The sequence below is a fragment of the Psychrobacillus sp. OK028 genome, from assembly GCF_900103605.1.
GTDB lineage: Bacteria > Bacillota > Bacilli > Bacillales_A > Planococcaceae > Psychrobacillus.
In genome coordinates this window covers 18,351-42,708 of record NZ_FNHY01000006.1, presented here as the reverse complement: position 1 = coordinate 42,708, position 24,358 = coordinate 18,351, and the positions used below count along the sequence as shown (strand labels likewise).

At 36.8% G+C, this 24,358-nt stretch carries 17 protein-coding genes and 1 other RNA gene; 14 read left to right on the top strand and 4 right to left on the bottom strand.

Going from position 1 to position 24,358, the window contains the following annotated elements:
• The first annotated feature begins 10 nt into the window (after positions 1–10).
• The 10 genes from BLR36_RS11285 to BLR36_RS11240 all read left to right on the top strand — a co-directional run bounded on the left by BLR36_RS11285 (position 11) and on the right by BLR36_RS11240 (position 14,109).
• On the top strand, positions 11–1,063 hold the full coding sequence (locus BLR36_RS11285; RefSeq protein ID WP_093061849.1) for a Gfo/Idh/MocA family protein: 1,053 nt from the start codon (positions 11–13) through the stop codon (positions 1,061–1,063).
• Positions 1,064–2,635 carry an FAD-dependent oxidoreductase gene (locus BLR36_RS11280; protein ID WP_093061848.1) on the top strand — a complete coding sequence of 524 codons (1,572 nt, stop codon included), beginning with the start codon at positions 1,064–1,066 and terminating at the stop codon, positions 2,633–2,635.
• A gap of 15 nt (positions 2,636–2,650) precedes the next feature.
• Positions 2,651–3,631 carry an acetylxylan esterase gene (locus BLR36_RS11275; RefSeq protein ID WP_093061847.1) on the top strand — a complete coding sequence of 327 codons (981 nt, stop codon included), beginning with the start codon at positions 2,651–2,653 and terminating at the stop codon, positions 3,629–3,631.
• 13 nt (positions 3,632–3,644) lie between these two features.
• Entirely contained in the window at positions 3,645–4,508 is an 864-nt protein-coding gene (locus BLR36_RS11270) for a sugar phosphate isomerase/epimerase family protein (RefSeq protein WP_093061846.1), read from the top strand.
• Entirely contained in the window at positions 4,483–5,220 is a 738-nt protein-coding gene (locus BLR36_RS11265) for a hypothetical protein (RefSeq protein WP_093061845.1), read from the top strand. Before BLR36_RS11270 ends, BLR36_RS11265 begins: the two co-directional genes overlap by 26 nt.
• Complete coding sequence (locus BLR36_RS11260; RefSeq protein ID WP_093061844.1) at positions 5,217–6,197, top strand: Gfo/Idh/MocA family protein; 981 nt, start codon at positions 5,217–5,219, stop codon at positions 6,195–6,197. Before BLR36_RS11265 ends, BLR36_RS11260 begins: the two co-directional genes overlap by 4 nt.
• Positions 6,198–6,512: 315 nt before the next feature.
• Positions 6,513–8,207: an alpha-glucuronidase family glycosyl hydrolase gene (locus BLR36_RS11255; protein ID WP_175454054.1), complete on the top strand. Its 1,695-nt coding sequence runs from the start codon at positions 6,513–6,515 to the stop codon at positions 8,205–8,207.
• A gap of 18 nt (positions 8,208–8,225) precedes the next feature.
• Positions 8,226–9,815, top strand: a complete 1,590-nt coding sequence (locus tag BLR36_RS11250) for an FAD-dependent oxidoreductase (protein ID WP_093061842.1) — start codon at positions 8,226–8,228, stop codon at positions 9,813–9,815.
• Between the two features lie 34 nt (positions 9,816–9,849).
• Entirely contained in the window at positions 9,850–10,797 is a 948-nt protein-coding gene (locus tag BLR36_RS11245; RefSeq protein WP_093062040.1) for a GNAT family N-acetyltransferase, read from the top strand.
• A gap of 201 nt (positions 10,798–10,998) precedes the next feature.
• On the top strand, positions 10,999–14,109 hold the full coding sequence (locus BLR36_RS11240; RefSeq protein WP_093061841.1) for a carbohydrate binding domain-containing protein: 3,111 nt from the start codon (positions 10,999–11,001) through the stop codon (positions 14,107–14,109).
• A gap of 58 nt (positions 14,110–14,167) precedes the next feature.
• On the opposite strand, the gene BLR36_RS11235 is transcribed toward BLR36_RS11240, so the two are convergent.
• On the bottom strand, positions 14,168–15,337 hold the full coding sequence (locus BLR36_RS11235; protein WP_093061840.1) for a M20 metallopeptidase family protein: 1,170 nt from the start codon (positions 15,335–15,337) through the stop codon (positions 14,168–14,170).
• A gap of 134 nt (positions 15,338–15,471) precedes the next feature.
• On the opposite strand from BLR36_RS11235, the gene BLR36_RS11230 reads away from it, so the two are divergent.
• Positions 15,472–16,014, top strand: a complete 543-nt coding sequence (locus tag BLR36_RS11230) for a YhcN/YlaJ family sporulation lipoprotein (protein ID WP_093061839.1) — start codon at positions 15,472–15,474, stop codon at positions 16,012–16,014.
• Between the two features lie 51 nt (positions 16,015–16,065).
• On the opposite strand, the gene BLR36_RS11225 is transcribed toward BLR36_RS11230, so the two are convergent.
• A complete protein-coding gene (locus tag BLR36_RS11225) occupies positions 16,066–17,589 on the bottom strand; it encodes a solute symporter family protein (RefSeq protein ID WP_093061838.1) in 1,524 nt (507 codons plus the stop codon).
• The gene (locus BLR36_RS11220) at positions 17,586–17,996 is read right to left on the bottom strand and encodes a DUF485 domain-containing protein (protein WP_093061837.1); all 411 of its coding nucleotides are present in this window, start codon (positions 17,994–17,996) and stop codon (positions 17,586–17,588) included. The genes BLR36_RS11225 and BLR36_RS11220 overlap by 4 nt, the downstream gene beginning before the upstream one ends.
• Positions 17,997–18,257: 261 nt before the next feature.
• Here BLR36_RS11220 and BLR36_RS11215 point away from each other — a divergent pair, with 261 nt between their 5' ends.
• Together BLR36_RS11215 and BLR36_RS11210 are read left to right on the top strand one after the other, a co-directional pair.
• Positions 18,258–22,079: a DEAD/DEAH box helicase gene (locus BLR36_RS11215; protein ID WP_093061836.1), complete on the top strand. Its 3,822-nt coding sequence runs from the start codon at positions 18,258–18,260 to the stop codon at positions 22,077–22,079.
• Between the two features lie 26 nt (positions 22,080–22,105).
• Positions 22,106–22,870: a hypothetical protein gene (locus BLR36_RS11210; protein ID WP_093061835.1), complete on the top strand. Its 765-nt coding sequence runs from the start codon at positions 22,106–22,108 to the stop codon at positions 22,868–22,870.
• A 295-nt stretch (positions 22,871–23,165) separates the two neighbouring features.
• On the opposite strand, the gene BLR36_RS11205 is transcribed toward BLR36_RS11210, so the two are convergent.
• Entirely contained in the window at positions 23,166–23,963 is a 798-nt protein-coding gene (locus tag BLR36_RS11205) for a S1 family peptidase (protein ID WP_093062039.1), read from the bottom strand.
• Between the two features lie 108 nt (positions 23,964–24,071).
• Between BLR36_RS11205 and ssrS the strand changes: the two genes are divergently transcribed.
• Positions 24,072–24,265, top strand: a non-coding RNA gene (gene ssrS / locus BLR36_RS11200) — 6S RNA.
• The last annotated feature ends 93 nt before the right edge of the window (positions 24,266–24,358 follow it).

Sequence of the window (24,358 nt, the reverse complement as noted above, 5' to 3'; positions counted from 1 at the left end):
GGTCAATATTATGTTAAAGGTTGGAGTAGTCGGTGGAGGATCCATTTCGGAGTTTCATATAAATCCTTATATCTCAAACGAGAAGGTACAGTTGTTTGCATTGTGTGATAGCAATGACCAACGTCTAGCTGATGCAGGTGAAAAATATGGAGTTACAAATCTTTATAACAATTATATAGAACTACTACAAAATAGTGAGATAGATGCCATAAGTATTTGTACATGGAATAATACGCATGCAGAAATAGCGGTTGCAGCCTTAGAATCAGGAAAGCATGTGCTTGTAGAAAAACCACTTAGTTTAACAGTTGAAGAGGCATTGGCTGTAGAAGCTGCTGTAAAAAAATCCGGTAAGATATTACAAGTTGGTTTTGTTAGAAGGCATGGAAGTAATACAAAAATTCTTAAGCAATTTATCGATCAGGGTGAGCTCGGAGAAATATATTATGCCAAAGCTTCTTGTATAAGGAGACTGGGCAATCCTGGAGGTTGGTTCAGTGACAGTTCAAAATCTGGAGGGGGGCCGCTTTTAGACTTAGGTGTGCACATGGTTGATATCTGTTGGTACTTGATGGGGAAACCACGTCCGGTTTCGGTAAGTGGGAATGTATATTCTAAGTTAGGAAACAGAAGCAATATAGAAAATCTGTCATTTTACAAGGCTGCAGACTATGATTCTAGCTTAAATGATGTAGAGGATTTAGCAAACGCGCTTATTCGATTTGAAAATGGTGCATCTTTATACGTCGATGTTAGTTTTACGCTGCATGCAAAGGAAGATGAACTCTATGTGAAGTTGTTTGGAGAAAAAGGTGGAGCAGAAATAGAACCAGAGATAGCAATGGTAACGGAGAAAAATAATACTATTTTAAACATCACTCCTCAAATTGATAACCTAAGTTTTGACTTTGTTGGTGCATTTACAAACGAAATAAATCATTTTGTTGATTGCTGTATAGCAGGAAAAGAGACGTTAGCTCCAGTTGAAGATGGCGTTCAAGTGATGAGAATGTTAAATGCGGTATATGAATCTGCTGAAACTGGGAAAGAAATATATTTATAAATGAATACAAATAAAATAGATTTGGTAATCGTCGGTGGCGGGCTAGGCGGATGTGCTGCAGCTTTATCCGCATGTGCAAAAGGATTAAAGGTAATTTTAATAGAGGAGACGGATTGGATCGGAGGACAGTCTACTTCACAGGGAGTGCCTCCTGATGAACATCCATGGATTGAAGAGTTCGGTTCAACTAAAAGATATAGAACATATCGAGAAAAAGTAAGAGACTTTTATACAAACATGATGGACCCTCTAGAGAAAAACGATAAATTTAATCCCGGAAATGGTCTTGTCAGTAATATTTGTCATGATCCACGAGTCAGTTTACATGTTTTAAATGAAATGCTTTTACCATACGTATTAAGAAACTTACTAACAATTGAGTTAAATACGGTGGTGAAGTCAGTAAATAGAGAGGGGAGAAAATTAGTTGATGTTTCTGTTGTAAATATAGAAACTGGGAAGGCAGCCGAATATACAGCCTTATATTTTGTGGATGCAACAGAATCAGGTGATTTACTTCCTCTAGCGAAGCTACCATACGTTACGGGAGCTGAAGGAAAGAGTGAATGGAATGAACCTAATGCTTTAGAAGAAGCGGATCCTATTGATATTCAAGCTTTTACTTACGTACTAGCGATGGAAAATCGAGAAGGAGAAAATCATGTTATCGAAAAGCCGAAAATGTATACATTTTGGAAAGAGTTCCACCCGAATATTTGGCCTGACAAATATTTGAGCTTCTTTGCTCCTCATCCAATAACAAAGGAAAAAAGAAGATACTCGCTGTTCCGAGAAGAAAGTGGATTTCCGCTATGGGAGTATCGCCGTATTTATGATGAAAATCAGTTTCGTTCTTTTAATGATTCAAAAGACGTTAGTTTAATGAATTGGCCCCAAAGTGATTACTTCTTAGGCAATATTTATGATGTATCAATAGAAGAAAAAGAAAAAAATATATATCAAGCAAAACAATTAAGTCTATCGCTTTTATATTGGTTGCAAACGGAAGCTCCAAGACCGGACGGAGGAAAGGGATATCCCGGATTAAAGTTACATAAGGAAATATTCGGGACGGAAGATGGCTTGGCGAAAGCTCCTTATATTAGAGAATCTAGACGGATACAAGCTGAATATACGATTGTCGAACAGGATGTTTCTCCACTATTTAATAGCGGAAAGACAGGGAAGCTATATGAGGATCGAATTGGTATAGGTTCATATAGTATTGATCTACATCCTAGTATTTCTGGGCGCACATATCTCGATATTCAGGCTCTGCCTTATCATATTCCACTAGGAGCAATCATTCCGAAAGATGCAGATAATATATTGGCAGGTTGTAAAAATATTGGAACTACACACATAACGAATGGCTGTTATCGATTGCATCCAACTGAATGGAACATAGGAGAAGCATGTGGAGCATTAGTAGCATTTTGTTTAGAAAATGATGTAACTCCAAAAGAGGTTCGGAAAGATAAAGATCTGTTAGTAGATTTTCAAAAGCGACTAAGAATGGACGGCTTTGAATTGGAGTGGCCGCAATCGTTTTATGAAAAAATAAATAAATGATCGTGTGGGATAATTATGGGTAGACAGGTTGGAGATTTACCGATTGAGGAACTAAGAGAGTATAAGCCAAGCCTTACTAATAAACCTACTGATTTTAAATTATTTTGGGAGAAACAAAAAAATGACCTCATATCGATTCTTCCATTTGTAGATGTAGGGTGGAGAAACTATCCGGTACCAACAGTTGAGGTGGCAGATATTACCTTTAAAAGCTGGGATAGTACACCATTAACAGGCTTTTTGATAAAGCCTAAGTCTGTTGATAATTGCCCAGTTATTATAAACTTTCATGGCTATACCGGAAGTTGTGGATTGCCGATTGACTACTTGAAATGGACTTCCCTAGGTGTAGCTGTATACTCTTTTGACGTTCGTGGTCAAGGCAACTCTCCAGATTTTGCAAAATATTTAAATGGCAGTAGAACTCCTGGATGGATGCTAAAAGGGATTCAGGATCCAACAAACTATTATTATACAAATGTCTATAGGGATCTACTCATGATAGAACGATGGATAAGATCTGAGGACGCTCCAGTAGCAGTGACTAAGTTAGGATTAACAGGTTCCTCACAAGGTGGTGGGTTAGCCCTTAGCTTAGCGGCACTCATTGGAAAGGTTGACCTTGTTATTGCGGATTACCCATTTATTGCCCATTTTGAACGTGCATTAGAAGTAGCGAATCTAGGACCGTACATGGAGATTGTAAATTATTTTAAGCTAACTGATCCTCAATATAAAACTTACGATAAAGTAATGCGCACTTTAGGCTATATAGATTCCGTTCATTTCTGTGATGAAATTACTTGTCCAGCACTAATGACGATAGGGCTTGAGGATGCAGTAACCCCACCGTCTACGGTTTTTGCTGCATATAATCATTTGTCATCAACTGAAAAAAGAATAGAGGTATATCCTCAATTCACACATGAGAATAATCCGTTTCACGAAGAAAATAAATTGTCATTTATCATGAAACATTTGGTGAATGCTATCTAAAGGCGGGATTATGATGAAGGTAAGTGTAAGTATGTACAGTTTAGCTTCTACTATAAAGAAGGAAAATTGGTCTGTGCTTGATTTTATTGATTATGCAAAGAGTATTTCTTTAGATGGTGTAGAGTTACTAGATTTTTACTGGAAAACTCCTAACGATAAAGAAGAAGAGATTAAATCAATAAAAGAGGCTTTGAAGAAAAATAATTTAGAAGTATCTGCTTATGATGTATCGAATAATTTTGTGAAGGACTCTAAAGAAGAACATGATAAAGAAGTGCTTAAAGTTTTAGATGGAATTCGAGTTGCCAAAAAGTTAGGTACTAATATAGTTCGTGTATTTTGCGGAGATATCGATGAGAATTTGACCTTTGAAAACGGAGCTGACTTAATCGTGAACGGCTTAAAAGAATGTGCTGAGTTGGCTGAAAAAGAAAGAGTGTACCTTGCTATAGAAAACCATGGATTATTAGCAGGCAAAAGTGATCAAGTAAATAATATAATTCAAAAAGTTAATAGTCCGTATGTAAAATCGACATTTGATACGGGGAATTTTTTGCTTGTTCATGAGTCTCCAGAGGAAGCATTTGAGCAGTTGAAAAATGAGGTAGTTCATGTTCACTTCAAAGATTTTCGTGAAAAAGTAGAAAATGAGCAGTTGAATGGTTTTCGATCGACAGAAGGCATCGAATTGATCGGAGTGATACCAGGGGATGGAAAAGTAAATCTTGAATATATTGTAAATGGATTAAAGAAAGTCCAATACAATGGATGGCTATCGATAGAGTATGAAGGTGTAGATGATGCAAAACTGGCAAATGAAGAGGCTGTTAATCGTTTAAGAAAATTGTTAAATGAGGAGGGCGGAAATCATCGGTAATATTATTCTCAGTGATTTAGAAAAAATAAATACTCACTCCACTCTAGCTAATCTAACCATTTTAAAGTCGCTAGATGAGATTTCAGGGAGTAGTAATGAAAATACTAATTACGTAGTAGCTACGACGGAATATGCAAAAGCTATAGCTAGTAAAAAAGAAAATATATATTTGCCATACAGCTTGTTAATGGAGAAGCATAGGAACGATCAAGTCTTTGTTTACTTTGAATTGGAAGCCTTTCCATTTTTCCATAGTTTCTCCCAAATCATAAAGAATGAACCTCAACCCAAAGGAGTTTTTAGATTTAGACGCACTAGTAGTAAAGAAAGTCTTCAATCATTGATGGCTGGAGAATTATATATGTTTTCTTCTTTGTTTGGTGAACTAAAAGATATTCATATAAATAAAACAGATTCATCCAAAGTCCCAAGACACATGATTATCATGCTACATTTTGAGAATGGAACGATGGCACATATCGAATATACAGTCGGTAATCAAGAGAAGATAGAGCTTGAATGGAGTGGTATAAAAAGTATTGTTGAATTTGACAGTGATCAAATGAAACCGATAACTCCAAACGATAAGACGAAATCTCCATTAACTTATTCGGTAGATGCTATTCTAAGCTCCGCAAGAGTTCTAGATGAAAAAGTTTTTTTACAATTAGACGACTTCCAAAAACTTTTAGATGGAGGTGCTCAAAAATGAAGATTGGCATAATGAGCTTTGCCCATATGCATGCTTATAGCTATGCAGATAGCTTAGAGAAAATCCCTCATGTAGAGATAGCAGCTATTTTTGATGAGGATATTAACAGAGGTAAAGAGGTGTCTGCAAAATATAATGTCCCCCATTATTCTAATCAGACTGATTTTTTAAACCATAGTATGGATGCAGTAATTATCTGTAGTGAGAATAGTCGTCACAAAGAAATGGTAGTAAACGCTGCAAAAGCCAAGAAGCATATTTTATGTGAAAAGCCAATCGCAACGAATGTTGAAGATGCTAATGAGATGATTGAAGTTTGTGAAGAGCATAATGTTACGTTGCAAATTGCTTATCCTGTTCGCTTTAGCTCTCCAATTCAAGAGCTTAAAAAAATGATTGATCAAGGTGAGTTAGGAGAGATACTAGCCTTTCGAACAACGAATCGCGGCCAAAATCCTGATGGTTGGTTTATAGACAAAGCTCAATCAGGTGGGGGGGCGGTATTAGATCATACAGTGCATATGGTAGATATAATGCGCTGGTTTTTAAACGAGGAAGTTGTAGAGGTAAAATCTTACGTCGATTCATACTTCCATAATATAGATATAGATGACGTTGGCTTACTAACCTTAGAATTTGCGAACGGTGTCATAGCTTCTCATGATGCAAGCTGGTCCCGATTTACTGAATATCCAACATGGGGAGATGTCACAATTGAAGTAATCGGTACAAAAGAAACGGTAAAGGTAGATGCTTTCAAAGAGCATTTTAGAATTTTTTCTAACGGAAAGAAATCGCTTGAACACCATTTCTTTGGGAATGATATGGACTTCGGTCTGATCTTAGATTTCGTAAATTGCATAAGAGAAGGTAAACAGCCATCGATAACTGGATTTGATGGATTAAAGTCATTGGAAGTTGCTTTAGCTGCTTACGAGTCGAATGAGTTAAAAGAGGTAGTGATATTAAAGGACTAATAAAAAGCAACTAGTTGTTTCGGTAAAAGAAAGCATCTTTTACTCTTAATTGACTAGCTCCAGGCTAGTCATGGCTTGCATAGGCGCTTGAGCTTTTAAAAAATATAAATAAAGTATCCTTTGAATACTGGAATCATGGACCTTGAAAGCATGAATAATAGTGGCGAATGGCCAACCAATATCACTAAAAATTCATTCGATAATAATATAGCAAGGTGTCTGTCCATAGCCCTTTGAAAACGGTAGAAACAGGTTTTGACATAAAGGGCAGGACATTTCTTTTACCCATTTTTCCTTAGAAAGGTGTTAAAAATTGTGCTGAAAATAATTTATTGTCAAAGTCACGAGACTATTCTATTTGCGATTGAAGAGTTAAAAAGGTTAGTAGAAAAAGCTGGTTATGAGAGCTCCATACATGATAAAACCTATCTACCAGAAGCAAATGAAGCTGATAAAAGAATTATCTTAATTACTACTATTCAATACCGGGAAATGATTTCGGCAGAAAATGTTCCCAATATTAATGCTGATGGCTTTGCGTTCGTTTCAGCGGGCAACGACTTGTGGATTATTGGAAATGAGCCTAGAGCCCTTTTATATGGAGTATATGAGTATTGTAAAAAATTCTTGGGCTACCAGTGGATTCACTTGGATAAAGAGGAAATGGTAGAACTACAAGATAGTGACGACAAGGAAGTATTTACCCACGAACCGATGTTTGTTAGGCGAGGAAATATTTTGGAAACGATAAATGACCCTGGGTACATAAATTCCCTCATTGATTGGGGTGTGAAGAACGGTCAAAATGAATTTTTCTTTACTTTCTTTTTATGGGATGAAATAAAATCCTACGTTAGACCCGGGTTAAAAAAACGTGATGTGCAAGTAACATTGGGAGGACATAGCCTAAAATATTTACTTGGCAAAATCCAAAAAGATCAAGAAAATAATCAGATAAATAATTACGAGAACCTAGAGTTTTTTGCGGAAAATGTAGCGCTTCAAGATGAAGTGATTAATAAGATAATATCAATTTGTAGTGAGGATGAAGTAATAACCAGAATCTCGTTATGGCCAGAGGACGTAGGGATAGAAGAAAAAAATGCAGATGGATTTTTATCAAATTATATTCGTTTTACGGAGAGACTAAATTCATCGTTAAAGGCTGCTAACTTAGAAGTCGAGGTTGAGTATATAGTTTATAATGCTGGACTATCATGGGACATGCTCGAAAGAAGGCAAACGGAAGTATCCGCTGAAGTAGATGTCTTATACGCATATTGGGGAAGAGACTACTCCAATTCACTACATTCCAGTGAACCTAACCAAGTTAAGGCAAAACGCACTTTAGACGATTGGAACACCCAGGCGATTAGTCAGGGACGCTCTTTAACAGTCTTAGAATATTATAGTGATCACTTTATGTTAAGTGAGCTTTTTCCGCCGCTTCTTACTAGAATAGCAAGTGATTTACAGGATTATAAACAATTGCAAGTACAAGGTGCATTAAATTTAATTGTTCCAATGCATCGAAAACCAACAAATCAGGTAGTAAGTGCTAATTATCCTTGGAAGTGGATTCATCATTTAAATAATTATATATACTCGCGTGTCGCATGGGGGGAAGAGCTTGAGATTGTATTGGAAGAGTACTTCTCTGTTTTCCAGGAAGAGAAAGATACTTTTAGAAAGATGCTTTTAGATTTAGAAAAATTGATTTCTCCATTTACTAGATGGAATGTCCCGCTATTTCCCGAGAGAGTTGTTGACCCGGAAAAAGTTATGCAATCTGCGAATTCAAAACAAATTTCCACTGAACTCAAGGGCGTAGATAAGTATTTATCCACTATTGAGTTATCAGGAATAGAATCATTATTAGTGCTTCAAAGGAAGGATAACTATAATTCTTTTTCACAAAAAGAAATGACTCTATTTTATATTTACTATCTTCGACTGATAAACAAAGTTTATGCAAATGAGTGGGAAAACATGATGAGTAAAAAGAAGTAGTAAACGGAGGTCTTATTAATGGATTTTAACAATCTACATTATTATGTGCCAACTGAAAAAAAGAAAAACCCGTCTGTTGTTGAAAAGGATTTGGTTATCTATGGAGGGACTCCTGCCGGTCTAACTGCAGCTATTCAAGCGAAAAGAATGGGTCTAACTGTAGTAATTGCCGAATTCAGTGGCAATATTGGTGGGATGACGACAAGTGGATTAGGAGCGACGGATCTAGGTGCGGAGGATGCAGTGGGAGGGCTCTCCAGAGAATTTTACGATGCAATAGCACAGTATTATGGAAAACAAAAGCAATGGAAGTTCGAGCCAAAAGTTGCTCGTCACGTGTTTGATCAATGGATGGAAAAGTATGATATTCCTATCTATTATAGACAGCATTTAAAAGAAGTGAAGAAAAATCAAACTAATATTTCTGAAATAGTGATGGAGGATGGTACTTCATACAAGGGGAAAATATTTCTAGACTGTACATACGAAGGTGACTTACTAGCTCTGGCTGGAGTTTCCTATTTTGTAGGTCGAGAATCAAATGCCACGTATAAAGAAATTTACAATGGTGTGCAATTTGGCGCACCGCATCATAAGTTTGAAAAGTGGATAGACCCGTATGTAGTGGAAGGTTTACCGGAATCTGGGCTATTGCCAGGAATTACGGAATACAGGCAGGAATCACTTGGTTTTCAGGGGCAGGGAGATCATAGAATTCAAGCTTATAATTTTCGTATTTGTTTAACGAAAGATGAAACTAATCGTATCCCTTTTCCGAAACCACCTGTCTATGATCCAAATCGATATCAATTACTACTTCGATACATCAAAGCGGGTGTTTGGGATGCGATGAAACTGCATACCGCTCTACCGAATGGTAAATCTGATTTAAATAATCATGGAGCTGTTTCAACAGACAATATTGGAATGAATTACGATTGGCCGGAAGGTAGCTATGAAAAACGGGAGCGAATGTATCAAGATCATTTGAATTACGATCTTGGATTATTATACTTCTTGTCAAATGAACCTGAAGTTCCACAATCAATACGCGATGAAGTCTCGGAATGGGGACTACCTAGGGATGAATTTGAGCAAACAGGACATTGGCCACATCAGTTATATATCCGAGAGGCTAGAAGAATGATTTCTGATTATGTTATGACTGATCGAAATTGTTTAAAACAAGAATTTATTAATGATTCTATCGGTCTAGCTTCTTTTCATATGGACTCCCATAACTGTCGTCGAGTTGTTATAGAAGGTAGATGTGTGAACGAGGGAGACGTGCAAGTACCAATTTCACCGTATGAAATTTCCTATCGATCAATTCGTCCAAAAGCGGATGAATGTACCAATTTATTAGTCCCGGTTTGTTTGTCCAGTTCGCATATCGCTTATGGCTCTATTCGAATGGAACCGGTGTTTATGATTTTAGGGCAGTCTGCAGCAGTTGCAGCAGCACTTGCTATTAAGAATGAAACTTCCGTCCAAGACGTTGAGTATGAAATATTGGAGAAGGAATTATCAAATTGCGAACAGGTAATATATTGGAGCTCGGGGATGGAAGACGATCCAATTAAACGAATGGAAGAAACTTTTGGGTAAAAGTAATAGAGTACCTTTAGAAAAGGAGACTGTTATGAAACTGATACCATGGAATAGAGAGCGAGTAGATGAATTAGTATCACTTTGGAACAAAGAGTTGAGTATTGATTTTCCAATGCGTAAGGAGCTATTTATTCAAAATAGCTTTGCAGACGTCAATGTCTTAGAACAAGGGTCATTTATAGCGGAAGACAGCAATGGGAAAGTTATTGGATTTGTAGTCTCTAAAATGTGGCAAGAAAATACACCGGTCGTAATGGATTCGAAAAGAGGGTGGATTCAAGTCCTATTAGTAGATAGTGAGCATAGGGGAATTGGAATAGGTACTTCTTTGTTGAAACATGCTGAAGCAGCCTTGATAGAGAATGGTGCAGAAGTATTACAGTTAGCTGGAGAACCTTTTCATTATTTTTCAGGAATTCCTGACGAATATTCGGAAGTTCAACGATGGTTTGAGAAATTTGGTTATTACAATAAAATAAATACATTCGACCTGATTAATCATATGTCTAAAAAATATCCCTTTCCTGAAAATAGTTCAGCATCCTTTGCGGTACTTTCAATTAAAGAGAAGGAAGATTTTTTATCATTCTTAAAAAGATGTTTTCCCGGAAGATGGGAATATGAGGCAATTAAATATTTTGAGATGGGAGGGACAGGAAGAGAGTTTGTAGTGGCTAAGAAAAATGGAAACATTATTGGGTTTTGTAGGATGAATGATGCGTTATCCCCATCTATTGCACAAAATGTATATTGGAGTCCTTTGTTTGAACAGGAGATTGGTGGAATTGGACCATTAGGTATCGACCCGAAGGAGCAAAAACAGGGGTATGGTCTAGAAGTTGTAGAAGCAGCTATGGCTTATTTACAAGGAAGAGATATAAATACAATTATTATTGATTGGACAATTCTAGTTGAATTCTATGAAAAGCTAGATTTTAAACCTTGGAAAAAGTATGGGATCTATTTGAAAGAATTGTAACGGAGCAAAGATGGATTATTTATGCGATTAATTATCTAAATATTCTGTTTTGTAATTATGAAGGACTGGAAAGTAAGTAACTCATTACCTTTTAGCTTAAGTGTTTGCTATGATTCACTTCAGGATTCTCAGCAACGGCAAATTATAGCACTTATGCTTTTAATATTTGCAATACCAAAAACATTTTAGGGGTGAATCGTTTTGAAAAATAATTATCGATTAATTGGACATACGATTATTTGCACAATGGTAGTAATAGGTTTATTACCTTCTGTACCTGCCACCACATTTGCTGAGGAAGATTCAAGTGAAAAAATAGTGTCACAGCAAGCTGAAGAGATATCAAAAGGAATCGTAAATGCAGGTTTTGAAATGCCGCTTGAAGATGAGAAAACTATTACTGGTTGGACACCAGATAGTGGGACGCCTGGAGTTTCGTTAAGCACTGAAAAATCTAATACCGGCACTCAAAGCTTAAAATTCGAGGATGGATCCGATAAAGCAGGACTAAGAGTATTGAGTGAAAAAGTTGCAGTAATTCCTGGGGAGTCCTATTTAGCTAAAGTTATGACAAATGTAGAATCGCAGACTCATAATATTGTATACGAAGTTCACTATTATGATGGCAAGAACAACGAGATTAAAGACAAAGTAAAAATAGAACTATTTGGTAACCTTCCAAAAAATCAATGGACGGAACTAAAAGTGTTTACTGACGTACCTGAAAATGCTGCTTATGCCCGGTTAGCTTTTTATTCTGGAGCAATAAGTTTAACAAAGGCATTTTTTGATGACGTTACTTGGGAACTAGCAGCAGGAGATGTTCCTTTGGATCGAAACTATGAAACTCCTGTTAATCATGGAGAAATGGTACAAGTTCAATTAGGACAAGCTTCCGTCATTCAAGAAAATTCCCTAGGTGAAAATGAAGTATATTATCATTCTAATGGACTTCCGGGAACATTCTCTGTATTAGATGCGGAAACGGGTGAACTGAAGTTTTCACAAGTGATTGCTGACACGGAAGCTCTTTGGGCAATGACAGTAGGAAGTGATAAAAATGTCTATTTTGCTGGAACTGCAGATGGTAAGCTATATCGCTATTTACCTGAAGAGAAAAAAGTGGAGGAATTAGGAGCGAACCCTTCTGATGTATGGGTATGGGATATAGAAGCTTCAACAGATGGAAAGATCTACGGATCCACGTATCCGCATGCTAGTGTTTTTGAATATGATATCGCTACAGGTAAATTCAGAGATTATGGAAATGTAAAAGAAGGCCAGCAGTATGCAAGAGGTATTGCTGTAACGGATAAGTATATTTATGTAGGTATTGGAACTACAAAGCATCTATTCAAAATAGATAGAGCTACTGGTGAGAAAGAAGAGGTAGATATTGAAGGACATTCCGGCCAAGCTGGAATGATTGAAAATATGTTTATCGTAAATGGGAAGTTATTAGTTTCAGTTGGATCCATAACTATGCTTGTCCTAGATTTAGAGACGAATGAAATACTTAATACATTTAGTTATAGTAATATGATTTCGGAGCCATCACCTCTAAATGAAAATATTATTTACTATAAATTTAAAAATGAATTATTTCAATATGATTTTGAGCTTAATAAATCAACATTAATTGAAGGTATTCCATTGTTACCTGACACGGTGCGTGTAAAAGACATGGAGTGGATTAACTTAAGCAGTGGAGAAACAGTCTTGGCAATGGTGACTCAGTATGGAGAATATATTCAATATAATCCAACTAACAATACAGTTGAATTTATTGAGCTTGATATATCTTCCCAAGCAGTAGCAATCCAAGCACTTCATAGTGGAGAAGATGGAAAATTATATATGGGTGGCTACCAGCGTGGCTTGAGTATATATAATCCTTTTACGGATGAAATTGAAGTAAATATACCATCTTTCGCACAACCTGAAGGCATAGGATTCTTAAACGGGAAAGTTTACTATGGTACCTATGTTGGGGCAATAATGTATAGTTACGATCCACTAAAGCCAGTAGATTTAAATAGTAATCCTAATTTTGAATATGATATTACAGATCATCAAGATCGACCATTCACGATTACATCTGGGGATGACAAATTATTTGTTGGAACTGTACCCGACTATGGTGTTTTAGGTGGTGTCTTAGCAATTTATGATGAAAAGACAGATACTTGGTCTCAATATCGTAATGTTGTACAAGATCAAAGTATTATTGGCTTGGCGTATAAAGATGGAAAGCTATATGGAAGTACTTCTGTATGGGGCGGTCTAGGTATTGATCCAAAAGCTACAGAAGCTAAAATATTTGTATGGGATGTTAAAACAGGACAAAAAATAGAAGAATTTACTCCAGAAATCCCTGGTATAGACGAAACACCGAGAATGATTGGAGAGCTATCATTTGGACCTGATGGAAACCTATGGGGAGCAATAGATGGAACAATTTTTGCGATGAATCCGGATACGAAAGAAATTGTTAAAAGTAAAGTAATTCGTCCGAGTCTATATAATAGTAGTAAATGGTTACCGTACCGACTACAATGGGCTCCGGATGGAATGCTATATACAACATTATCACGTAAACTTATAGCAATTGATCCGGAAACTTTGGCGCATAAAGTACTCGTAGAAGACTTTATGAATAATATGACGGTGGGAGCAAACGGTAGTATTTACTATGCTCTTGGAAGTGAACTGCACGAAATTGCAATTCCTGAAACAGATGCCACATTATCGACTATTAAGGTTGATGGAGAAATATTAACTAATTTCACTCCAGGACTACAGAAATATACCGTTTCTGCAAAAGATAAAACTAGCTTAGTGGCAGAAGCTAGTCAGCCGGGAGCGCAAGTTAATATTATTGATGGTGATGAAATATCGATTATTCAAGTTTCAGCAACAGATGGGAAGTCGGTAAAGGAATATCGAGTTCATTGGGTAAATAAACCCGAGTATGCTGTAGATATAACAGCAACATTTGTTGGTAAAAAGAACAACATAATCGAAAAATTATTACCTAATGAAAAGATTACTGCAAACGTTGAAGTGTTTAACAAACAGAATAAAAACCAAGATATCCTCATGCTGCTGGAACTGTTAAATGAAGAAGGCAATGTAGTAGGTTCTTCGCAATCTTCTAGAACAATTCCTAAAAACAAAACGATGAAAATGTCTTCAAAACTAAACATGCCTGCAGATGTGAAAGGCTACGCTTTGAGGCTTACAGTTTGGGAAGGGAAGAAAATTAAAGAAAACATGGTTCCGGTTTCAGATGAGTTTATAATTAAAAATTAAATGATCAAAAACCGCATTAGAGTTATCCTCCTAATGCGGTTTTTAAATGAGTTATATTTTATTTAGTTTGAAAGTTAATAGCAGCCATTCCTAATGCTTTCGCTGCAACTAGCATTGCACGTTCATCGAAATCGAACATCGGGCTATGGTGTGGGAATACATCTCCTTCTGGCATTGCTCCTGTAAAGAAGAATGTGCCAGGGATTTCTTCTAAATAGTAGCCAAAGTCCTCCCCGATCATCAATAACTCAGATTCGTTCACTTCATTGACTCCAGGAACAGTTCTTGCAATCTCAGCTAAATACTCTGTTTCTTCTCTGTGATTAACCACTGGGGGATAACCTCTTTCATATAGGAAAGAATAAGAACAATCCGCTGTATAACATGTTCCTTCTATTACACGTTTTAATTCATTTTCCATTAAGTCTCTAACATCGGGTTTAAATGTGCGAACTGTTCCAGTCATTTTCACAGTGTCCGCAATAATATTAAATGCATTGTCTGCTATGAATGAGCCGACAGAAAGTACTGCTGATTCAGTAGGGTTCACACGACGAGCTACCAATTGCTGCAAGTTACCAACTAATTGTGAGGCTACTACGATAGAATCCTTTGTTTCATGTGGATTTGCTCCGTGACCACCTTTACCTTGGACCGTGATAGAAAAACGGTCTGCCGCTGCCATAATTGGACCGCTCTTATATTCAATGGTTCCTAAAGGAGTTTGAGACCATAAGTGGGTACCAAAAATTACATCCACTCCATCTAAACAACCAGCCTCGATCATTGGTTTAGCTCCACCTGGAGCATATTCTTCTGCATGCTGATGGATAAAGACGTATTCACCTGACAGTTGGTCTTTAAATTCATTTAATGTGCGAGCGAGAATAAGCAGCGTAGCAGTATGTCCATCGTGACCGCAGGCGTGCATTACACCTGGTACAGTCGACTTATAAGGAACATTTTTTTCATCTTGTATAGGGAGAGCATCAAAATCAGCTCGTAACGCAACCGTTTTCCCTGGTAATGCACCTTTTACTCGAGCAACTACTCCATTACCACCAACATCTGCTTGGAACGATATTTCTAAATCTGTATAGAATTTTTGTATATATTTTGCTGTTTCCGTTTCCTGAAAAGACACTTCGGGATTCATATGTAAATAACGTCGAATACTGACCATTTCTTCGTATGATGCCTCAAGCTGCTTTATAATATCCACACTCATTTTTGATAATCCCCCTTACTTTTTTGAATTATATAAATTATAGCAGAAATTACTGATTATTTTATGAACATACGCATATTTCACTTTAATTAGTCCAAGCTATTCGTATAGAAAATTAGAAGGAGGAAAATGAAGTGAATAAATTTCTGAAAATAGTATTTATGATGCTACTGATTGGTTTTTTGACGGCTTGTGGAATGAATAATAAGGACAATGTGGCAAATGACAATGGCACGAACAAAACAACAGAAAACACGAATACGGTAGATGAAGGCAATGATGGAAATATCTCTGATAATCATGACGTAAATGATAATGGGGATGTAAACAATGCGAATGGAACAGATCGTCAAATAAAAGTATCGGACGAAGTAGCAAATAAAATCACAGAGTTAGAAGGAGTAAATTCAGCAAGTGTGCTCGTAACAGACCATAATGCATACGTGGCAGTCGAACTTAAAGAAGGTACAAATGAAACGGAAGAACTAAAAACTAAAATTTCAGATGCAGCAAAGGCTCAGGATGCTAGCTTAAACAATGTGTATGTATCCGCAAATCCGGATTTTACAAAGCAATTTAAGGAGTACGGAGAAAGAGTTCGGGCAAATGAACCAGTAGAAGGATTCTTCGACGAGTTCACTGATACAGTAAAAAGAGTATTTCCAGACGCAAAATGAGTAAAAACCGATTCCCACAAGGAATCGGTTTTTTACATAAAGATCAATATATTACTTCAACCCAATATTTGCTTTTACATCAACTTCGGCATATTTTCGTTGATCTGCACGGGCTCCGACCAATGTTCCGATCCAACCACCTAAAAATCCTAGAGGAACGGAGACTAAAGCAGGATTAGTCAGTGGGAAGAGAGCTTCCCCAGTAAAGGCCATTGAGCCGTCAGCAGCCCAAAGGTTAGGGCTAAGGGCAACGAGTACAAGTGCAGTAACAAGACCAGTGATGATAGCCGTCAAGGCTCCAGTTGTATTAAAGTTCTTCCAGTAAATTGTGTAAATGATTACTGGAAGGTTAGCGCTTGCTGCTATGCAAAATGCAAGGGAAACTAAGAATGCTACGTTCATTGATTGTGCACCGAGTGCTAACAAAATGGAAAATACAGAAACGCCAACAGAAGCAAGGCGAGCAGCATTCATTTGTTCTTTTTCTGTTACTTTTCCTTTTTTAATAATTTGTCCATATAAGTCATGTGCAAATGCGGATGCCCCCGATAAAACAAGACCTGCCACAACTGCCAGAATGGTAGCGAATGCAACAGCAGAGACAAACGACATTAGAATGTCTCCACCTAAAGCCTGTGCTAATAATGGAGCAGCCATATTTCCAGCAGGATTTGCAGCTTTGATTGCATCAGAACCTACAAATGCAGCAGCACCAAATCCTAAGAAAATAGTTAACACATAGAAAATTCCTACAATCCAAGTAGCGTAAACAACAGAGCTACGAGCAGTTTTTGCATCTTTTACAGTAAAGAAACGCATTAATATATGTGGTAAACCTGCAGTTCCAAGTACTAATGCAATCATCATAGATATCGTATCTAAGCCATTTGTATATTTTACACCAGGATGTAAGTATGCTTCACCATTAGCAGTTACAGATTTCATTTCTGTGAACATTCCTAGAATATTAAAGTTGAATTTCCATAATACCAAAATGGAAATAAGTACGGTTCCGACCATTAACAAGACGGCTTTAATGATTTGTACCCAGCTAGTGGCAGCCATGCCGCCCCAAAGTACATAAATAGTCATCATAACGCCTACTAAAAGAACAGCAATCCAGTAATCGATTCCTAATAATAATTGAATAAGTGCTCCTGCCCCTACAAGCTGTGCAATCATATAAAACAAAACAATCGTTAATGTACTTATTGCAGCAGCTGCACGAATTTTCTTCTGATCAAATCGTGCAGTTATCATGTCAGCTAGTGTATATTTCCCGAGATTTCGAAGTGGCTCGGCTACAATATACAACACAACCAAGTAAGCTACTAAATATCCAATACTATAAAAGAATCCATCGAAACCGAAAAGTGCGATAGCCCCTGCAATACCTAAGAAGGAGGCAGCAGATAAGTAATCCCCAGCAATCGCAATTCCGTTTTGCCAACCAGATAATCCTCCACCTGCAGTATAAAATTCACTTGCTGAGTTTGTCCGCTTAGAGGCGATATATGTAACGAATAAAGTCAATCCTACTATTCCTACGAAAAAAGATAATCCTATAGCGTTCATTCATAATCACCAGCCTCTTCTTTGTCAAAAATCTTCTGAGCTTCTTTATCAAAATCATTGGCTCTTCGTACATAAATCATACATAATACCCAGGTCATCACAAAAAGTGCAAGAGCATAAACCCAAACCCACGCGATATCACCGAATGCATTATTATTTAAAATAGTCGTATAAGAAGTCAAAATGGGAAGCAAAATATAACTCAGTAAGAAAAATATTGTGATAGGTAATATAAATTTGTTCTTCTTCTTTTTTAAAACCTTGAATTCCATACTTTCTGCAATGGCAGAATAGTTAGGGGAACCTGTTGCCTTATTATAAGTTGAATTAACGCCATTTTTTGATAGTTTTTTCGATTTTTCTAGGGGTTTCGCCGTGTTGAAAGCACTTTCAATATTATTCGCCATACACTTTCCTCCTAAAATATATTCAATCTTTAGAATTTTCTACCTAAAAACTGTAAGTCTATCATAATAAACATTAGTAGAGTTAGCAATAAATAATTCACAAAATATTCATATTTGTGCCGTAATTCCTATTGAAGTTATATAGAAATAGTTTTTAAAAAAGATAGATAAGTTGAATTATGCAATTTCTAGCGTAGAAATGATAACATAGATAAGTTGAACAAAATACGTAAAAGCTACAATAGAGAAGGAGGTTTGTTCATGAGCCAATCAGCAACCTTAGTTAAAACGATGCGCTGCAATTTAATGATTACAAATAAGGCGCGCAAAGGAATTCAGGAATGGTCAACTGATGAACATGCCTTTTTTAACATACAGAGTTCTTTTGAAGTACATATTGAAAAGCGACCGTTAAATAATCATGGAAATACGTCACTTTCCGTTTATTTTGATAATGTTACAAACGATAAGTTAGCTGAAAAAGTAAATTGTCGAGTAGTAGTGATGGAGTGTATCTTACAAAAGGATGGCTTACTTGCAACGGGTCTTTATGTTAGAAGTCCTAAAGTACCTGTACGCAATAATCGCCGTCTTCCAGTTACTTTGACTTTTGTTACCGCTAAAAATAATGGAGCAGGAATGCCACTTGCTTTGCACACCAAAATTCAAGATCTTCCTGTTGCAGAAGAACGTTCAGAGTATGTGAAAAAAAGAATATCTAGCTGGGAAGGTTATTTAAAAATTCAAGAACGTAATGCAGATATTGCAGATATCACGAGTCCTTATTCTAAACTTTTTTTCAATGCGGATTTTAGTCGTATGACATTGCATGGCTGTACGATGAACGCCGACGAATGGAAAAATCTAAGAGGACTCAGTGTAACGTTAAAAGGATTTCAAAATGACGTAGGCGATATCTTGAAAGCAGATCGAGTAAAACAAACAATAGAAATAGAGATCAAGCCCAAATTTCGTGAGCTAGCAAGAAAAAACGAGTGGAATCCTAAATCGAAAGAAGCAGTATTTAGCAATTTCGCATCCCTCAGCCAAATAAGACGTCTCCGTAAAGGATTTGAAGATTTACAAAATGGCTTCGCTGCCAATCCAAACCTTGAGAAGATCTTATTTGAGGATCGCCCGACCATTCGCATGAACGCAAAACGTAAGGAATTGGAATTTCATAATCAGTTAAACGAATTCCAACAAGAAGCGGTTATAGGTGCGATGTCTGCAGAAGATTTGTTTGTTATTCAAGGTCCACCCGGAACTGGGAAAACGACTGTAATTTCTGAAATATGTCAGCAAAATGCCAAGGCTGGCTTACGCACACTTGTAGCGTCCCAGTCTAATTTGGCAGTAGACAATGCTCTTAGTAGATTACTTTCAAACAAAGAAATTCGTATTTTACGATTTGGTAGGACAGAAAGTATTGAAGAAGAAGGCAAGAAGTTTATAGAAGAAAACGTAGGATATTACTGGAAAGAACAAACTTTAGCAGCTTTACAAAAAGAACTGGACGAGCATACCTTAAAAGGTGGCCAGCTTCTTAAACAAATTGCAGAATGTGAGCTTCAAATTGAAGTGCTTAGTAAGGAACAAATATTACTAAATAAAGCTATTGAACAAAAAGCGGATGCAAAAGTAGAACTTGAAGTAAGAATAGAAGAGATTAAACAGTTAAAAAAGACATTGGTTTTATTGAAAAAAGACCGTGAAAATATCGAAGCCAATCTTCTGAAAGAACGAAAAAAGTTAGAAACTTTAACAGATGAAATAAATGCTATGGAAGAGTTCATTAAATCGAATCCTTCAAGAGAAAAGTTGCTGGAAAAGATACAACAGTTGCAGATTGAAACAAAAGTAATACAAAACCACCTTTCATATCGAGAGGCAATAGATTCCTTAAATATACTAGAGTCAACTATGGAAGAAGCAAGAGAACAATACGAAAGTACACAATCAAAACTAAATCATCTAGAAATGTTCCAAAAAGAAATTGATTCCATTCGGAAAATAGACCAGCTAAAAAGTCAAATGGCGGAATATGGTTTGGAGCTTTCAATGTCCCTGCAACAGCAAATTGGGGAGTTAGATGAACTAATTGAACATATTAAAACCTTTTCTGATTGGCAGGATTTAAACGCTCGCCTCTTAGCTGCAATTGAGTACGTGGAAAATTTACTTCGAAAATACAAATTTCCCGTGGAAAATGTTCGCAATAATATTGGGAGAAGTGGTATCCTGTTTGATTCCTCGTATACGATAAAGGAAATTCATCAATTTATGAATCGTTTAAAGAATATGATGACTTCTGGCGATGACGATCTTACTACAGAGAAATTAGCAATTTTACTGGAAGGACTCTATGTGAGAGAGAAATTTGTTATAAAGCAGAAATCGGCCGTTCAGTTGGCAAAAAATAGTTCTATAAAAAAGTTTCAAACGATTAAAACACAAGTGATTAGCGAAACTAGCAGGGAGCAATTAGCGCTTCAACAACTCAAAAGTGAATTAGTTAATAAAGCAACTAGCCAAAAAAATCAGCTAGAGCTTCTGCAAAGAACAGTGAATCAGCTAGAAACTGAAATTGATACAACTGATTTACTATCGACCTCATCAGAATTAAAGAGCAAAAAATTCGACCTGGAAGACTCTATGTTGGCATTGAAGAAAACGGAAGAAACCGTTACAAGCTATCTGGAACAATTAGAAACGAAAAAGTCTCATTTACAAAAATTGGCTCAGGAACTAGTGGAGATTGAAGCGATTCTTCAAGAAAATGAACTGAAAACTAAACAAGTAAATGCAGATGGTTTAGAGCAAGAGCGCATACTAAAAGCTTTAGATGAAATTCTGCTTCAAAACCCTGAACATGCACTTGAAAAAAACGAGGAAACGATAAAAGAAACTAACAAAAAAATCGGTAAACTTCAACTTGAAAAAGATCATCTTCCGATCACCCAAGCGGTTCAAAAAGAATGGTATTCATTATTAAAAGAAGCAAATGACCACGACCTAGATGAAATTCGTAAACTCTATGTGAGACATGCCAATGTGATTGGAACGACATGCGTTGCATCCGCTCGTAAAGAATTTATGGAAAACTACCCGGTTTTCGATGTAGTTATTATAGATGAGGTTTCTAAAGCAACACCACCTGAATTGCTTTTACCAATGTTAAAAGGGAAGAAAATAATATTGGTAGGTGACCACCATCAGCTACCCCCACTTGTTGGAGAGGACACGCTAGATGAAACACTACAGGCAATTCTAGAAGAAAGTGAAAATCTAGAAGAAAAAGATGAGTTAAAAAAGCTTTTGAAGGAATCTTTATTCGAACGTTTATTTAAAAATTTACCTAAGATGAGTAAAACGATGCTGGCAATTCAATATAGAATGCATGAAAGTATCATGGAGACAATCACACCATTTTATGAGGAAGAAAATTATCGATTGCAGTGTGGGTTAGTGGATTCAGATGCTGCACGTGATCACCTTTTGGAATCACGCTATGTAGATAGAAAAGACCATCTGCTATGGCTGGATATGCCAAACGAAAAATCCTATTTTGAAGAACGAATGAAGGATGGGAAAAGTAGGTTCAACCAAGCAGAGTTAGACGTTATCCGTGATGTACTAATAGATTTGAATGAAGCTACAGCAATTGCTAAAAAAGAAGGAAGAATGAACCCAGATGAACGTAAAAGTATTGGGGTCATTAGTTTTTATGGAGAACAGGTCAAACGAATTGACCGTCTTATAGGGCAACAGGTGAACTTATCTCATTTGACCTTCCGAACAGGAACTGTAGATAAGTTTCAGGGGATGGAAATGGATGTCATTTTATTAAGTATGGTCAGGAACAATCAAGAAAAGAGTGGAGATATTGGATTTGCCAATGACTACCGTCGCTTAAATGTGGCATTATCTCGAGCGAGAGAGTTGCTTGTTTTAGTTGGGAGTTCCGAGATGTTTACTAAACGGGCAAAACAAAGAACTTCTAGAGAAATGTATGGTCGCTTGCTTCAAATTGTAAAAGACAAAAACGGTCTAACCGACCCTCAAGGGAATAGGAAAAAATAGCAATTTGGTTATAGGAGTATAATAAAATGATTGAACTAGAGAAACGTCTTAAAAAGGAATTACAGCAAAATATTCAAGCTAAGATAGTTTCATCCAATGCGTGGACGATTCCACTTCATACAATTGAAGTGGAATACAAACCTGTAAAACGTATAAAAATGGATGTTCTAATGAAAATGATGTTGATAACCTGCCAAAAAGCAAAAATGACAAGTGCTAAGCAAATCAGTGAGATACTACTTGTGGAGCAGCTATTTATAGAAGACTTGATTAATATTATGAAGAGAACTCGTTTAATCGAAATAAAAGAAACCGTTTTTACACTAACAGAAAAAGGGAATCAACAACTTGAGGATGGAATTTTTGAAGAAGAACTAGATGCCCTCAGTCAAAATCTAATTTATAGCCCAAGTCATCACATTTTTTTGCAGGGAGAAATAAAACCTGCACTGGATGGGGAGGAAGCATTGAACCTCTATCGTTATGCCTCTGAGAAAAAGGCTAGAATAAAGTGGGACGATGCGGTACTTATAGATGCACTTGAAGCAAATCGAATGGAGATAGGGGATAGTGAGCTTCAAACGGTAGTTTCTGAAATTGTTTCCAACTCAGAATTATATGTGGATGATGTTCCTTGCTTTGAATTTGTTTTGTACAATAAATCAGAGGATCTCCTATACGCTCGAGTCTGGAACACATTCCTTGACCAATGGGATGAAACATTGGAAAACGAGCTAAACGAAAAAGAACGATTTGTTTGGCGAGAGAAATATTTAAAACTGAATAAATGAGTGCTGTGAGAGAGTGAACAGGTTCCAACCGAGAGAAAAACCGCAGCTAAGCGAGAGTAAAACAAGCTCGTCCGAGAGTATATCGGTCTTGAGCGAGAGTAAAACAAATGTATCCGAGAGTAAACAGGTTCTATCCGAGAGAACCACAGCCAAGCGAGAGTAAAGACAAGCTCGTCCGAGAGTAAATCAATCTTGAGTGAGAGTAAAACAAGCGCAAACGAGAATAATTCCAACACAACCGAAAGAACCAAAAGAGAACCCGCTTAGTAACAAATGCTAAGCGGGTTTTCTGCAATTATTTTTGGGTTTTATAATATTCCTCAATCGGTACAAATAGTCCAACTTTTCCGTGCTCTTCATGATCTAGAGTGGCAAATACAACACCAATTACTTGCCCATCTTTATCCAAAACTGGACTACCACTATTTCCTCGATAAACTGGGGCTTCCATCATCATCACGGGTACATCCCAATCACTTAATTGATGAGTAGCAATTAAAGTGCCTTCATTAGCAATACCAGTAAATTTGAGTGGATTTCCGATAAAAGTGATAGGCTCACCATATTCATAAGAAGGGTTTTCCGAAAGCTCTAGATAAGGCAATTCCTCTTCATGCACTTGCAACACTGCAAGGTCTATAGATGGATAGGTTTGTATAACGTCAGCCTTAAATCGTCCAGCTTCAGGAAAACCGACTATTACGCTGTCATTATCCTCGACAACATGATAATTAGTGAGAACCCTACCTTCACTTGAAATGGAAAATCCGGTTCCTTTGCTATCATCCGTTAAAACAACAACGACAGCCTCTTTATATTGAGCAATATTTTCCTGTGCCGATAACCTAGCGGAGGTTTTGATAAATTCAATGGCTGGAATGGAGTAAATCTGAAAAATCATCGCAAATGTATTGACGAACAAGACGAAAGCCATTGTCCAAAATATCCATCTTGGAAAAGGACGTTTTGGGTTTGGTCTAGTTTTTTCTAATGCCTCTTTTTCAAGTGCCTCTCGTTGTGCTTCTAAAACTAGCAATTGTAATTCTTCATCACTAATTTCTTCAATCTCTCCATCTATTTGCTTCTTATTCATATCCACTCCATCACATCCTCATTCCAGCATTTCTATTTTCTATTATACCTGAATAAAGGTTGAAATCATTTCCATTGAAAAACTATAGAGAAAGGTATATTATATAAACATAAGCTGCATTGTACGTATGGATATTAAGTTTTAACCTTTAAGCTGTAACAGGGAGTTTTATATAGAGCTGGAATGACAAGCCTTATTCTCTTCGGACAATGAGGACATGCAGGATAGTTTCTGCGAACACCCACTTTGAGGAGTGGTGGTTTAAAACTTTCTAATGAATGTACGGCAAACGCGGCTTACATAAAAAGATGATTATAGCAACGTTTATAGAGCACTCTTGCCAGGAATGGTACGGGTGTTTTTTTGTTGCTTATTTTTATATGGGTTAAATTGGG